Source organism: Alcaligenes endophyticus (genome assembly GCF_026344035.1).
GTDB lineage: Bacteria > Pseudomonadota > Gammaproteobacteria > Burkholderiales > Burkholderiaceae_B > Alcaligenes > Alcaligenes endophyticus.
Genome location: NZ_JAPKND010000010.1, coordinates 113245 through 127772, shown reverse-complemented (window position 1 = coordinate 127772; position 14528 = coordinate 113245). Strand labels below are relative to the sequence as shown.

9 protein-coding genes are annotated in these 14528 nt (G+C 49.6%); 4 read left to right on the top strand and 5 right to left on the bottom strand.

Annotated elements, in window-relative coordinates; genetic code table 11:
- The first annotated feature begins 18 nt into the window (after positions 1–18).
- On the top strand, positions 19–696 hold the full coding sequence (locus OSH01_RS15380; RefSeq protein ID WP_266125010.1) for a GntR family transcriptional regulator: 678 nt from the start codon (positions 19–21) through the stop codon (positions 694–696).
- Positions 697–769: 73 nt separating this feature from the next.
- Here the strand turns inward: OSH01_RS15380 and OSH01_RS15375 are convergent, their stop codons facing one another.
- On the bottom strand, positions 770–1462 hold the full coding sequence (locus OSH01_RS15375; protein ID WP_266125009.1) for an epoxyqueuosine reductase QueH: 693 nt from the start codon (positions 1460–1462) through the stop codon (positions 770–772).
- Positions 1463–1541: 79 nt separating this feature from the next.
- A complete protein-coding gene (glnE, locus tag OSH01_RS15370; protein ID WP_266125008.1) occupies positions 1542–4277 on the bottom strand; it encodes a bifunctional [glutamate--ammonia ligase]-adenylyl-L-tyrosine phosphorylase/[glutamate--ammonia-ligase] adenylyltransferase in 2736 nt (911 codons plus the stop codon).
- A gap of 123 nt (positions 4278–4400) precedes the next feature.
- Here glnE and OSH01_RS15365 point away from each other — a divergent pair, with 123 nt between their 5' ends.
- Positions 4401–7991 (top strand): YhdP family phospholipid transporter, encoded by a 3591-nt coding sequence (locus OSH01_RS15365; protein WP_266125007.1) that lies wholly within the window; start codon positions 4401–4403, stop codon positions 7989–7991.
- A 282-nt stretch (positions 7992–8273) separates the two neighbouring features.
- Positions 8274–9038 carry an enoyl-ACP reductase FabI gene (gene fabI, locus OSH01_RS15360; RefSeq protein ID WP_266125006.1) on the top strand — a complete coding sequence of 255 codons (765 nt, stop codon included), beginning with the start codon at positions 8274–8276 and terminating at the stop codon, positions 9036–9038.
- 139 nt (positions 9039–9177) lie between these two features.
- On the opposite strand, the gene gdhA is transcribed toward fabI, so the two are convergent.
- The 3 genes from gdhA to trxA form a co-directional block, all read right to left on the bottom strand.
- Positions 9178–10518: an NADP-specific glutamate dehydrogenase gene (gdhA, locus tag OSH01_RS15355; protein WP_266125005.1), complete on the bottom strand. Its 1341-nt coding sequence runs from the start codon at positions 10516–10518 to the stop codon at positions 9178–9180.
- Between the two features lie 140 nt (positions 10519–10658).
- On the bottom strand, positions 10659–11915 hold the full coding sequence (rho, locus tag OSH01_RS15350) for a transcription termination factor Rho (RefSeq protein WP_266125004.1): 1257 nt from the start codon (positions 11913–11915) through the stop codon (positions 10659–10661).
- Between the two features lie 74 nt (positions 11916–11989).
- The gene (gene trxA, locus OSH01_RS15345) at positions 11990–12316 is read right to left on the bottom strand and encodes a thioredoxin TrxA (protein ID WP_266125003.1); all 327 of its coding nucleotides are present in this window, start codon (positions 12314–12316) and stop codon (positions 11990–11992) included.
- 235 nt (positions 12317–12551) lie between these two features.
- Here trxA and OSH01_RS15340 point away from each other — a divergent pair, with 235 nt between their 5' ends.
- A complete protein-coding gene (locus OSH01_RS15340; protein WP_290459116.1) occupies positions 12552–14513 on the top strand; it encodes a DNA topoisomerase IV subunit B in 1962 nt (653 codons plus the stop codon).
- Positions 14514–14528 lie beyond the last annotated feature (15 nt).

The following is a 14528-nucleotide window of genomic DNA, read 5'->3' as shown; positions in this document are numbered from 1 at the left end:
AGTAAGAGATATAACAATATGATGAATAAACAAACTGCCTCAGTGTTGCTTGCTGATCAAGCCTTCGAATGCATACGTCATTTATTGCGTACAGATGGTTTGCGTTCAGGGCAGTTTGTTTCTATATCAGCGTTGGTGGAGCAAACCGGTTTTCCGCTTGCGCCCATGCGTGAAGCGGTGCAAAAAGCGGCGGCGTTAGGCTTAGTATCTATTGTGCCTAAGCGTGGTGTGTTAGTGCTGGAAGCTAACCCCACGCACGCCAAGGAGTGCCTAGGGATACGTTGCCTGTTTGACCAAGAAGGAGCGCGGCGCCTAGCCGCTCGCCCTAACCAGGGTTTATTGCATGGTTTGATACAGCAGCATCAAGCAATTATTGATGAGTCATTGATTGTTGACGTGAATAGCGATTTGCAGTGGCGTGCCACTGGTTTAGATTGGCAAATGCATGAGTTATTAGTATCAGGGATGAAAAATCCCGAAGCTCAGGCCATTTATACGCTGAATCGCGACAAACTGACGATTATGTATAACACCCGTCCAATTCATCCGGATCGCTTGGTACCCGCCTTTAAAGAGCATATTGAGATATTGACCGCTATCTCAGAAGGGCAGGCCCAGCGCGCGGTGGACGCTTTAGAATATCACTACAGACAGATATACCGCTGGTGGGGAATTAACCCCGATACAGATTTGTAAGGCCTATTTTTACGAGGCTTTCTGTAATGGAAAATAAAAAAGGCTGTTGTTTAACAGCCTTTTTTATTTAAAGTTATGCTTTTTCACCGGGTATGGGGCTAGGTGGCACTTCACCTCGACCATAAAATTTCACCCCGATTTTAATTCGCTCACGCCCACGTGAACGGCGCCAACGGTTAGTGTCGCGTAAAGAGTAGACACAGCCACAATATTCTTGTTGGTAGAAATGTTCTCGCTTGCTGATTTCCAGCATACGTTGCGAGCCACCGTCTTTGCGCCAGTTATAGGTCCAGTACATGAGTTCTGGATAACGTGCTGCGGCGCGCTCACCACAGCCATTAATCTGTTCCATATCTTTCCAGCGCGATATGCCTAGTACGCTAGAAATAGTGTCATAACCGTGTTCGTGGGCATAGAGGGCAGTGCGCTCAAAACGCATGTCAAAGCACACAGTACAACGCTCGCCACGCTCGGGCTCATTTTCTAAACCTTTGACGCGTTCAAACCAATTATCAACGTCGTAATCAGCGTCGATAAACTCAATATTGTTTTTTTCAGCAAAACGAATGTTTTCTTGTTTACGGATCTCATATTCTTTTACAGGATGGATGTTAGGGTTGTAAAAGAAGATAGTGTATTCAATCCCCGAAGCTGCCAAGGCTTCCATGACTTCGCCGGAGCAAGGTGCGCAACAGGAGTGCAAAAGCATTTTTTTGCGCTTTTCAGGGAGGCTAAGAACCGGCCGTTGTACAGAGGTCTGGGACATAAGCAAGCAATAATAAGCGTAAACTCAAACTGCCCAAGGCAAGGTTGAGCTGAAGATTAATAGAAAGATAAGCTCTATTCTAAACGCCAATTACTTTATCCCAAAGCTGTTGTACTGCTTGGCGCTCTTGTGTGAGGCGTTTAGGGTCTATACGTGCCTTTTCTGCACCCTCTAAGCGCAAGGCATGTTGCTCACGGCGGAAAAGACGATAGGCTTGCGCTACTTTTTCGGCGAGTGAAGTGGGGATAAGTTGTGCTTGGGCGGCGATGCCCAGCAAAGCAATATTCCCTAAATTGCCGAGTAAAGCCGGGTAGCTACGGCTATAGTTGAGCACTAAATACTGAGTGATGAACTCTACGTCCACCATACCGCCTCGATCATGTTTCAGGTCGAATAGTTCACTACGATTCGGGTGCCCTAGAGTAATTTTGGCTCGCATGTCGCGTATATCAGCCCGTAACTGCTCGCTATTACGAGGCATCAAGAGTAAGCGAGTGCGCAGGCTCTCGAACCGGGTTCGTAGGTGTTCTGGCCCGCAGACCAAGCGAGCTCGGCTAATCGCTTGATGTTCCCAGGACCATGCTTTGCTGAGTTGATATTGCTCGAAAGCATCAACGCTCACGGCGAGTAAACCGGCATCGCCATCGGGGCGCAGACGCAGATCAATCTCGTATAGCCGTCCAGACGACGTTAAGGTGGAGAGCCAACTGGTCATGCGGCGGGCCAGTTTAATGTAGCGCTCTACGTTTTCTTGTTCGGGATCGTCATACAAAAAGACGAGATCTAAGTCGGAGGCGTAACCGATTTCTTTACCGCCTAATTTACCATACGCCAGCACTGCAAAATTAGGGGTGGCAAGGGTTTCATTTTGACCTCGAGCTAGGGTAAGCGGCCAAGTACGATATAACGTTTCCGTGAGCAACATATCGGCAAGAGCCGAGAGTTGATCGGCGAGAACTTCCACACTTAGTTTGCCTTCCAGGTCTTGTGCTAATAATTGAAAAGTGACCTGGTGTTGTACGTCACGCATCCAGTTCATTTGCAGTTCTATATCTGGTTTGCCGTCGGGTAGTTGGCAGGCATCCAGCTCGTGCCGCATTTGTTGTGCAAGCTCTTCAAAATTTGGGCCTTGCATCAAACTATGCCACTCAATTAAGCCATCAAGCAAAATCGGATATTGGCATAAGTACTGTGATGCCCAAGAACTGGCCGAAACAATACGTGTAACACGCGCTAAGGTTTCGGGGAATTCAGCCATTAATGCTAGGTAGGCACTACGTTGAGCGACACTATCGACCAGGTTAAGTAAACGTCTTGCGGTACTAACAGGATCGGGGCTTTGTAGCGCTTGTGTATGTAATAAGGGGAGTAAACGTTCTAGGCGTTCCCGGCTGGCATGCGGGAGGCTTCGAATTTTATGGGTTTGCAGAAGTCCCTCAATAAGTCCTTCTACTTCTTGCTGTATGCCATGGGAAGTTTCCGGGATCGGCTCCGTGCCACAGGCCTTAGCCGGCTGTTCTTCCCCCATACCGGCCAAACGAAAAGCATCTTTGAAGGTATCTGCTACGAACTCGCGATGTTGACGCAAGCGCGTTTCAAACTCCTCTGGTTCCATGAGCATGCTTTCAGCCAGCTTGACTCGTAATCCTGGGTTTTGGGGGAGCATATGAGTTTGCTCATCCTCACGGTATTGCAGCCGGTGTTCTACTTGGCGCAAAAAACGATAGGCTTGTCGCAGTTGCAGGCAAACGGAGCTATCCAGGAGGTTTGCGTTTTCTTGACGTTGTAAAGCAAGCAACAGGTTTTCCTTTTGTAAGGAGGGTTGGCGCCCGCCTCGTATAAGCTGGTTGAGCTGCACGACAAATTCAATCTCGCGTATGCCGCCATCGCCTAATTTAATGTTTTCACGCGCTTGGGCACCGTTACGGGCAAGTGCTTTGCGGTGCCAGTCTTGGCGTATGCGCTCACGTAAATGACGTAAGGCTGCGAGCGCATCAAAGTCAAAGTATTTGCGATAAACAAAAGGGGTGCGCAGCGATTCGAAGTAGTGCAGCACGCTGCTATTGTCGCTATTTTCATAGGCTTGGGTGGCAATGGGGCGCGCCTTAATCCAAGCATAGCGTTCCCATTCCCGACCTTGATTAAGCAGGTACTTCTCCAATGCTGCCATGCTCCAGGCCAGTGGCCCTGCATCACCATCGGGGCGCAGCCGTAAGTCGGTACGAAACACTTGGCCGTAGGCGTTGATGTCCGACAGCAAGGGCATCATGCGTTGTGTGAGGCGACCGTAAAACTCGTGATAGCTAATGGGGCGCCGTCCAGATGTCTCCCCGTCTTGCTCATACAGCATAATAAGGTCAATATCAGAGGATACGTTGAGCTCTCGTCCTCCCAGCTTACCCATGCCTAGAATGAGCATTTCTTGGGGTAATCCTGTATCGGATTGTATCGGATGGCCGTGCACTTGCCCCAGTTGTTCTGCCGTATAGTGATAGGCTTGTTGGAGCGCAAGATCAGCTAAATCTGACATGGCTAGCATAACTTCTTCTAGCGGGGCGATGCCTGCAATGTCTCTACACATAAGACAGAAGAACACCCTGGCCCGCAACTGACGTAGAAGCTGATTTAACGGTGAGGCGGTCTCGGCGGGTAATTCTGCGTGCAGCTCTTGCAGCCATTGCTTAATACGCTCAGCCGTAACAGGCTGCTCAACGGCTTGACTTAGCCAGTGTGCAAACTGCGGGTGGCCTTGTACTTTACGTTGCAAGGGACCTGACCATTCAAGGGCAGGTTTCAATATAATGGCTGAGGACATGAGTAATAGACGTGATATTAAGATAGTAGGCGTAATGATTTCCTGTAGCGAGCAAATTACCTTACACGAAAAAAGAACTTTCGTGCAGGTCAAGTCTTTAGCCTTTAGCCTGAGCATAACTCTATGCGTATAAACGTATGGCGGGTAGCGCGCTACATCCTGCTGGTGCTGTTTTTGGTATTAGCGATGGGTGTATTGGGCTTACGTTATTACTTGTTACCCCATATTGATCATTATCGACCGCAAATTGTTGCTTATATTGGTCAGCAGTTGAGCTTAAATATAGAGCTGGGGCGATTAAGTGCCGATTGGCGTGGCCTGAATCCAAAGATTGAATTTACAAATTTAGTCATACGTGATCCAGATAGTGATGAAGAATTTTTACGTTTGCCCGAGCTTAGCGCGGGCCTGAGTTGGCGTAGTTTTTTTGAAGGCCATCCAGTATTCCAGTATTTTTATACTGAGGGCCTGCAACTGGATGTGCGACGAGATGAGCAGGGGAACTGGTGGCTGTTGAATCATGCACTCAATAGCACTACTAACACTAACAATGCATCGTTAGAGCCTGCTTTGCTGTGGCTGGCCCGTCAACGACACATCAGTATTAGCAATAGCAGTGTGCGCTGGACAGATGAGTATTCGAGGGCGCCGACATTAAGCCTGCAGCAAGTGCATCTTGAGTGGCTAAGGCGAGGCAAAGAACATAAGTTCATGTTGAGCGCTGTTCCTCCTGCTGATATGGCGCAGCAGTTGACTGTGCGTGTCAATGCCTTGCCAGACACATCCCTTCCGCAGGAGGCTGCCTCCTTATTGGATTATCGGGGGCGCATCCATCTTGAGTTAAGTAATCTGGATTTGCTGGCGTTAGCACCGTGGTTAAGTATGCCAAAGGCGTTGCGCTCAGGGCGAGTAGATCTTCAAGCTAGCATGGATTTTTCTGACGCGCAGTGGGGCAGGCTGAGTACAGAGGTGGTGTTGCAGGATGGTCGTTGGCGTGATGAAGAGCGCGATGGCGTGAGTGCTTCCCTGCTGCGTTTTTATACAGCGGCGCCGTTCGCTGATTACCTTGCCTTAATTAAACAGAACGGACCCGCGGTTACAATCCCGATGCAGTTACACGGGCAACAGGTATATTTTCGTTGGCAGGAGCTGTTTAGCGAGGAGCTTGGACTTCAAGATATACGTTGGCACGGAGCACTGGGCTACGATAGCACGGAGGGCTGGCAAGTGCAGGCGCAGCAGTTAGCACTTCGGAATCAAGATATTCAGGCAGACTTGCAGGGATCTTGGCGTGAGTTAGAGCCTGACTCATCGGGGCATTTGCAGCTTAAAGGGGTGGTGGCTGACTTAGGAGTAGAGCGTTTAGTTAATTATTTGCCGTTAACCGTAGAGCCTGATGCCCTCGAGTGGATGCGGACAAGCTTACTTAGTGGTCGAGTGTCAGATGCTTATTTGACGCTAGATGGGGCTATTGATGACTTTCCTTATGGGCGTCGCCTAGGAGGGGAGTTCAGCTTAACGGGGGCTTTTAAAGATGTGGTAATTGATTATTTGCCTCCTGAGCCTGGGCAAAAGGGATGGCCACGAGTCGAATTGGCGGCTGGTAAAGTGAGTTTGCAGAACGCCCATCTTCATCTGGAGGCTGAGCAGGCAAACATGCCCTTAGAGGGGCATGCCGGGCTCCAGTTATCGCTGTTGCAGGCAGACATTCCTAATCTTGAAGTGGGTGCCGTCTTGCAAGTGCAAGGTCATAGTCAAGCAAAGGCTGCGAACTATCTAGCGCTATTGAGGCGAACGCCTTTAGGCGGATTACTGGGTAATGTATTTGACGAGGCACAAGGTGAAGGCACTTGGTCTGTGCCACTACACCTGACGGTACCCCTTACTCACAGTGAGGACACCCAGGTGACCGGGGCTATGCAGTTTAAGGGCGGGGCCGTTAAGTTGATGCCGGAGGCACCGTGGTTGCGTGACCTACAGGGAGAGTTGCTGTTCAATGAGCGCGGTGTCAGTGCTAAAGGCTTGCGAGCAAAGCTGCTTGGGGGCCCAGTTTCAATACAGGGGCGTATGGAGCCAGGTCACAAAGGCTTAGTGTTAAAAGGAAGTTTACTGGCGGAAAGCGTGGGGGCCTATATTGACAGTCAAGCCTTACGCCGTTTGCAAGGTGAGCTGAATTATGAAACCGTGTTACTGCTGGACGAACAAGCCCACTTTGGCATGGAGTTTGCATCTACTTTAGTGGGGTTGCAGTCGGCTTTTCCATCGCCTTTGCGTAAAGCAGCGGAGGCAGCGATGCCACTTAACGCAAAATGGTACTCTGATGCTGAGGGTATGAACTCCTGGTTGGACATACGCTTGCAAAGCGATCCAGTGACCACTTTGCGTTTACAGCGAATTAATGGTGATGACAGCGGCTCTTTTTTTCGTGCCATGTCAGTCTTGGCTGGCAAGAGCGGCCCATTTCCAATGTCTGGCACGACAGTGGATGGTATTTATAACTATTTGGATTTAGATGCCTGGAATACCGCTGTTGACGAGTTTTCCTTACCTTGGGTGCGTTCAACTTCTGCGGTAGTAGGAGCGGCAGGACGTCCTTTACTGCCGCCTATGCTACGCAGTCGGGTGCAAGTCGAGCAGGGCCGCCTTTTGGGGGCTGTATTAGATAAGCTGACGTTAACCAATCAAGAGTCGGCCAACGGTCACTTTAGATTGGATATTAGCTCTGCTCAGACTGCGGGCATGTTGCAGGGTCAGATGAAGAGTCGGGTTCCTGTGGGGCGTTGGAAAATGCACTTTAACCGGCTTAGCCTAGGGCGTAAGGAGATTCAGTCTACTGAGCAAGCTAATCCAGAGGTTGAGCAAGAGGCAGAGGTCAGTGAGGAAATGACCCTTCCCGATATCGAGGTGAGCATCGATAAACTGACACTTTATGAGCGTAATGTGGGCAGCTTAAGTTTAGTTGGCCGAGCGTTAAATGAGGGGCATCAGTGGCAGCTAGAACAATTAGAATTGAATGGCGAGGGAGTGCAATTGCAGGGCGAGGGTTATTGGCAGTTGCGTGGGCCGCAACGAGGTTTGCATTTAAGCACGCAAGCTAAGATAGAAAGCTTAGGAAACTACTTGAGTCAATTGAGCTTGCCAGGGGTGTTGAGCGCAGGGCATGGGCATGCAGACTTGGCACTATTCTGGCGGGGTTTTCCTTGGAGTCTAGAACGTCGTCACCTTGAAGGGCAGCTCACCATGCATTTGCAAAATGGACGTTTTAGTCAGGTAGGCTCACGTTCAGCACGTATTTTAGAGCTTATCAGCTTACAGTCCTTGTCGCGCCTTGTCAGCTTCAATTCGAATCCAGCAGGCTTATTCAAAGAAGGTTTTCCATTTGACGACTGGAGCGGGAGTATCGATATTCGTGATGGTGTACTACAGGCGCGAGATTATCGCGTCGCTGGTCCAGTAGGGTTGATAGAGCTGGAAGGGCACATGCAATTAGAGACCGAAGCTCTGGACTTTACCGCTAGCGTTTATCCGAAATTAGATGTGAGCGGAGCCGCGGTGGCAGCCGGTGTACTAGTCAATCCGTTTATTGGTTTGGGTACTTTTCTTGCTCAATGGTTGCTACAAGAACCCTTGGCACAAGGGATGGCAATGCGCTATCACCTAACTGGCACCTTAGATAAACCAGAGGTGCAAGAAATGGCTGTCCCACGGCAATGATTGGGCATACTGAGTCGGCTTGACTCTCGATTGAGTTTTGAATGCTGTAAGGGCCGCTATCAGCCCTGCGTTTGATTGCAATCTAGCCTGTGTATACTAAGTTTTGAGCATGGCATTACTTCCTAGTTAATAGCTTTTACTTGACTACTTTTCACTGCCTAAGTTAGACGAGCGTGGAGCAGGTGTTGCATAACAGCAGGTAGCCACGTGGTGAAGAATGTGTTGCTGGAGCTTGGCAACGGTCGAAGAGTTTTCCTGAGCATGATTGAACGGAGCGAGAAGATGTGTACGCTAGAAGGGAAGAAAGGATTGATACTCGGCATAGCAAACGAGCAAAGTATCGCTTGGCCATGTGCTCAGGCGATGCAAGCTGCTGGAGCACTGCTTGGTGCCACCTGGCAAACAGAAAAGTCACGTACTTATGTGGAACCGTTGTTGGATGCGTTAGGGGTGGATCTGCGTATGCCTTTAGACGTCTCCGACGATGCACAACTAGAAGCCGTATTCGACGCTGTCGCCCAACGTTGGGGGCGTCTGGACTTTCTTATTCATTCTATTGCCTATGCTCCGAAAGACGATTTACATGGCAAGGTGCTAGATAGCTCGCGCGAAGGTTTTGCTTTGGCAATGGATATTTCTTGTCATTCTTTTATTCGTGCCGCTCGTCTTGCTGCGCCCTTGATGTCTCAAGGGGGAAGCCTAGTAGCGATGTCTTACTTAGGAAGTGAGAGGGTTGTTCCAAATTATGGCTTGATGGGGCCCGTCAAAGCAGCATTAGAATCGGCGGTGCGGTATTTAGCCGCAGAGTTAGGGCCTGTCGGAATTCGTGTGAATGCTATCTCACCGGGAGCCATTGAGACGCGTGCAGCCTCAGGGATTAATCACTTTGATGCCTTGGTGACAGATTACGCTGAACGCTCACCTATGGTGGGAGCATTGACAGCGAACGATGTCGCCCCCCTGTGTGTGTTTTTAGCAAGTGATGGGGCGCGTGCGATGACAGGGGCTACGCTGTATGTAGACGGCGGATATAACATTGTCACGTAGTATTAGCTTGCAGAGTATGGTGGGCGTACGCAAGGGTAATCGATGCGTTGGCGGTGGTAAGTAGGTGCAGGAAGTGAGTAAAACTTAATAAAAAAGACCGCGTTGGCGGTCTTTTTTACTACTGAGTAAAACACAGAATTTAATAAACACCTTGATGCTGCATGGCGGACGCCACTTTGACAAAAGCAGCGATATTCGCTCCGTGTACATAGTTGATGTATTCACTATCTTCACCATAGATTACGCAGTTGTCGTGTATGTCGCACATAATGGCATGTAACTTTTGATCGACTTCATCGCGAGTCCACGCCAAGCGTTGAGCTCCCTGACTCATTTCTAGGCCTGAAACGGCTACTCCACCCGCATTACTGGCCTTACCGGGTGCATATAAAATACGCGCTTGGGTAAATGCTTCGACGGCCTGTAGAGTGCTGGGCATATTAGCTCCTTCCGCAACACAGCGCACACCGTTGTTGATCAATGTAGCAGCATCATGCTCATCAAGCTCATTTTGGGTTGCGCAAGGCAGAGCTACATCTACGGGTACATGCCACGGGCGTTTGCCTTCGTCGTACTGTAAGCCAAGTTGGTTGGCATAGTCTTTGACGCGACCACGTTGATTGTTTTTAATATCCATCAAGATATCAAGTTTCTCAGCCGTGAAGCCTTGAGGATCAATCACAGTTCCATGAGAGTCCGAAATAGTAAGAACCTTCGCACCTAATTGTAGGCATTTCTCTATGGCATATTGAGCAACGTTACCCGAGCCAGAGACAGAGACGGTCAAACCTGCCATCGATTGCCCACAACGCTTGAGCATTTCTTCGGCAAAGTATACTGTTCCGTAGCCAGTCGCTTCGGGCCGTATTAAGCTGCCACCGAACGTTAAGTCTTTTCCGGTGAAAACGCAGCCCGCCTGGTTGGAGAGCTTTTTCATCATGCCCGCCATAAAGCCAACCTCGCGTCCGCCTACGCCAATATCACCAGCAGGAACGTCAGTGTCAGGGCCTAAGTGACGATGCAGCTCAAGCATAAGAGCTTGGCAAAAACGCATGACTTCCCCATTGGACTTGCCTTTAGGATCGAAGTCCGAACCACCTTTTCCACCACCCATCGGCAAAGTGGTTAAGGCATTTTTGAAGGTTTGTTCAAAAGCTAAGAACTTAAGAATAGATAGATTAACCGAGGGGTGAAAGCGCATGCCACCTTTAAATGGGCCAATCGCATTATTGTGTTGAATGCGAAAACCACGGTTGACCTGCGTATTGCCCTTGTCGTCAACCCAAGCTATACGGAACTGTATAGCTCGTTCGGGTTCGACTAAACGCTCTAGTAGGGCGTAATCGGCATAGTGAGGGTTTTTCTCGATAAACGGCCATAGGCTCGTCATCACCTCTTGTACTGCCTGCATGAATTCAGGCTGATGAGGGTCACGGGCTTGGACTTTACCGAGGAATTGTTCTAATGAAAGTAGTTTCATTTTCGAGCTCCGTCGTTAAGACTGAGGAGGAGAACCAGATCTCAGTAGGTTAAAACCAGTATCTAGTGATAGATACAATAGCTTTTACGGGCATCCAAGATAAGTAGGCCTCCCCTAAGGGAGGCCTACGAATGTCCGATTTACTTTTTCATCATCTCGAAAAACTCTGAATTGGTTTTTGTTGCCCGGATTTTGTCCAGGATAAATTCCATTGCTTCGATTTCATCCATGCCGTGGACAAACTTGCGAAGCACCCAGATCTTTTGTAGTAGATCGGGCTTAATTAACAGCTCTTCTCGGCGAGTACCTGATTTGTTCAGGTTGATGGCAGGGTAAATACGTTTTTCGGCCAAGCGACGCTCTAAGTGAATCTCAGAGTTGCCTGTGCCTTTGAATTCTTCATAAATTACTTCGTCCATACGGCTGCCGGTCTCAATAAGAGCCGTACCAATAATGGTTAACGAGCCGCCTTCTTCTAAATTACGGGCAGCACCAAAGAAGCGTTTGGGACGTTGTAAGGCGTTTGCATCGACCCCACCAGTAAGCACTTTGCCAGAGGCAGGGACCACGGTGTTATAAGCACGTGCTAAACGCGTGATGGAGTCTAATAGAATGACGACGTCTTTCTTGAGTTCAACTAAACGTTTAGCTTTCTCAATCACCATTTCTGCAACTTGCACGTGACGAGTGGCGGGCTCATCGAAGGTGGAGGCCACGACTTCACCGCGCACGGTGCGTTGCATTTCGGTAACCTCTTCAGGGCGCTCATCTACGAGCAGCACAATCAAGGTCGCATCGGGGTTGTTGGCAGTGATGGCATGCGCAATGTGCTGCATCATCACCGTTTTACCTGATTTTGGGCTAGCGACGATCAGGCCGCGTTGTCCTTTGCCGATAGGAGAGAAGATATCTAGGATACGCCCAGTTATATTTTCTTCACTTTTAATATCGCGCTCCAGGATCATGGGTTGATCTGGGTGCAAAGGCGTGAGGTTCTCAAACATAATACGATGTTTGATGGCCTCTGGTTGCATGCCGTTAACTTTATCTACCTTCACCAAGGCGAAGTATCGCTCACCGTCTTTGGGCGTGCGTACCTCTCCTTCTATCGAGTCGCCGGTGTGTAAGTTAAAGCGGCGAATCTGAGAGGGGGAGATGTAAATATCATCTGTGCTGGCTAGGTAAGAGGTTTCTGGTGAACGTAGAAAACCGAAGCCATCAGGTAGAACCTCCAGCACACCGTCGCCGAAAATTTGCTCGCCTTTTTTGGCATGCTTTTTCATGATGGCAAACATAAGTTCTTGCTTGCGCAAGCGGTTTGCATTGTCAATTTCCAGAGTGGCAGCCATTTCTAGCAGCTGCGAGACGTGCAGAGCTTTTAATTCGTTGAGGTGCATGAGAGGGGAAAGGTATTAGCCAGCAAATGGCGGGTCAGGGATGACCCGCGCGATTAGCGATTAATCAGAAAGGGTTACAGGGCATTGTCGAGGAATGCAGCAAGTTGTGACTTAGACATGGCACCTACTTTAGTTTCTGTGACTTTGCCGTCTTTAAACAGCATAAGTGTAGGAATGCCGCGTACACCGAATTTGGCAGATGCCTCGGGATTATCGTCGACGTTGACTTTAGCTATGATAACACGGCCTTGGTATTGTTCGGCAGCTTCGTCAAGCAAAGGTGCAATCATTTTACAAGGGCCACACCAAGGGGCCCAATAATCGACCAGCACAGGCAGGTCAGCATTCAGGACATCGGTCTCGAAAGAGCCGTCGGTAACGTGCTTAATGGAATTGCTCATGGCAGTAGGCTAAAAGTTAAGAAATCGATACAAAAACTATACGTGGGGTGGAGCCCGAGCACAATGTATTCTATGGTCTTTAAGATTGGTTTTGTTGCCAATTTTTGACAGGATAACATTGTTACCGGCCCCTGTGGAATGGATTATCACTGTGAATGCAGTGATAAAGCGTTTCCTCCTTTGCTTTGCTAACCGTAAAATAGGCGTTTGTGAACGCTGTCTAATTGGGATTACTTTGTCTACTTCACGCTACGACGAATCATCTATACGAGTCCTGAAAGGGCTGGAGCCTGTGCGCCAGCGACCAGGGATGTACACCCGTACCGACAACCCCTTGCACATAGTGCAAGAGGTTATTGATAACGCCGCCGATGAAGCATTGGCGGGCTTTGCTCGCACGCTGACTGTCACTGTTCTGGCTGACGGTGGCATAGAGGTCGAGGACGACGGGCGCGGTATTCCTGTCGGTATACATCCTGAAGAGCATGCGCCGGTGGTGGAGTTGGTATTTAGCCGCTTACATGCAGGCGGCAAGTTTGATAAAGCCGATGGGGGAGCTTACGCCTTCTCCGGTGGGCTACACGGAGTGGGGGTATCGGTCACGAATGCTTTATCTACTCGCCTAGAAGTGACGATATGGCGTGATGCTCAAGCACATGACATTGCGTTTGAGGGGGGGCATTTGGTGCAACCCTTGCAGGTAATTGGGGCGGTGGGCAAGCGTAAAACAGGGACTCGCGTGCGCGTGTGGCCCGATGCGCGTTATTTTGACTCTGCTCAGATACCGATGGGGCAGTTAGCCCATGTCTTGCGTAGCAAAGCTGTGCTGCTGAGCGGGGTGACGGTTAAGCTGATTAACCGTAAAACAGGTCAGGAGCAAAACTGGTGTTATGAGAATGGTTTGCGTGGCTATCTCGAACAAGAACTTGAGGGGGCAGAGCTGTTAATCCCTGTTTTTGAGGGGCAGCAATACGCACAAGCCGATGACGACACTTTTTCTCAAGGCGAGGGAGCTCACTGGGTAGTGGCTTGGACCACCGAAGGTACGGTGGTGCGTGAGTCGTATGTCAACTTGATTCCTACCAGCGCAGGAGGAACCCATGAAGCAGGCTTGCGCGACGGTTTGTTTACGGCGGTACGCAACTTCGCAGAATTACACAGTCTCATACCCAAAGGGGTAAAGCTTTTACCTGAGGATGTTTTCGCCCGAGCGAGCTTTGTGCTTTCTGCAAAAGTGTTGGACCCCCAATTTCAGGGGCAAATTAAAGAGCGCTTAAACAGTCGGGATGCCGTGCGCCTAGTTAGCGGCTACTCGCGTAATGCCCTTGAGCTTTACTTGCACGCCAATGTAGAGCAGGGTAAAAAACTGGCTGACAGCGCGATTCGCCAAGCTCAGGCGCGTGCGCGCTCGGCCCAGCGAGTAGAAAAACGAAAAAGCTCGGGGGTGGCCGTTTTGCCTGGTAAGCTCACTGATTGTGAGTCACACGACATTACGCGTACAGAGCTTTTTTTAGTCGAAGGGGATTCGGCAGGTGGCTCTGCAAAAATGGGACGTGATAAAGAGTTCCAGGCTATTTTACCTTTGCGCGGCAAGGTTTTAAATTCGTGGGAAGTAGACCGGGATCGTTTGTTTGCCAATCAGGAAATTCATGATATCTCGGTGGCAATAGGCGTGGATCCGCATAGTGTGGACAGTACACCCGATTTAAGCGGCTTGCGCTATGGGCGTATTTGTATTTTATCGGATGCGGACGTGGATGGTTCTCATATCCAAGTGTTGCTGCTTACTTTGTTTTTTCGCCATTTTCCCAAACTCATTGAGGCGGGGCATATCTACGTTGCTCGACCGCCGCTTTTTCGAGTAGATATACCCGCGGCGGGTAAGCGTGTTGCTCGTAAAGTCTATTGTCTCGATCAGGGCGAGTTGGATGCGGTGTTAGAAAAAATCTCCACCGAGTCCATACGTATGGAGTCTGTCAGTATTAGTCGTTTTAAGGGACTAGGCGAAATGAGTGCCGAACAGTTGTGGGACACCACCATGAACCCCGATACTCGACGTTTGCTGCCGGTTTCTTGGGGGGCAGAAGGGTTAGCGCCTACCTTAGACATGTTTACCATGCTAATGGGTAAGGGCGAGGCGGCTCAGCGTCGTAGCTGGTTGGAAGAAAAAGGCAATCTAGCCGATGTGGACGTCTAAAAGTAGCGAACGAGT

Coding starts and splice junctions, on each gene's coding strand:
- OSH01_RS15380 (WP_266125010.1), top strand. CDS start 19: ATGATGAATAAACAAACTGCCTCAGTGTTGCTTGCTGATCAAGCCTTC.
- OSH01_RS15375 (WP_266125009.1), bottom strand. CDS start 1,462: ATGTCCCAGACCTCTGTACAACGGCCGGTTCTTAGCCTCCCTGAAAAG.
- glnE (WP_266125008.1), bottom strand. CDS start 4,277: ATGTCCTCAGCCATTATATTGAAACCTGCCCTTGAATGGTCAGGTCCC.
- OSH01_RS15365 (WP_266125007.1), top strand. CDS start 4,401: ATGCGTATAAACGTATGGCGGGTAGCGCGCTACATCCTGCTGGTGCTG.
- fabI (WP_266125006.1), top strand. CDS start 8,274: ATGTGTACGCTAGAAGGGAAGAAAGGATTGATACTCGGCATAGCAAAC.
- gdhA (WP_266125005.1), bottom strand. CDS start 10,518: ATGAAACTACTTTCATTAGAACAATTCCTCGGTAAAGTCCAAGCCCGT.
- rho (WP_266125004.1), bottom strand. CDS start 11,915: ATGCACCTCAACGAATTAAAAGCTCTGCACGTCTCGCAGCTGCTAGAA.
- trxA (WP_266125003.1), bottom strand. CDS start 12,316: ATGAGCAATTCCATTAAGCACGTTACCGACGGCTCTTTCGAGACCGAT.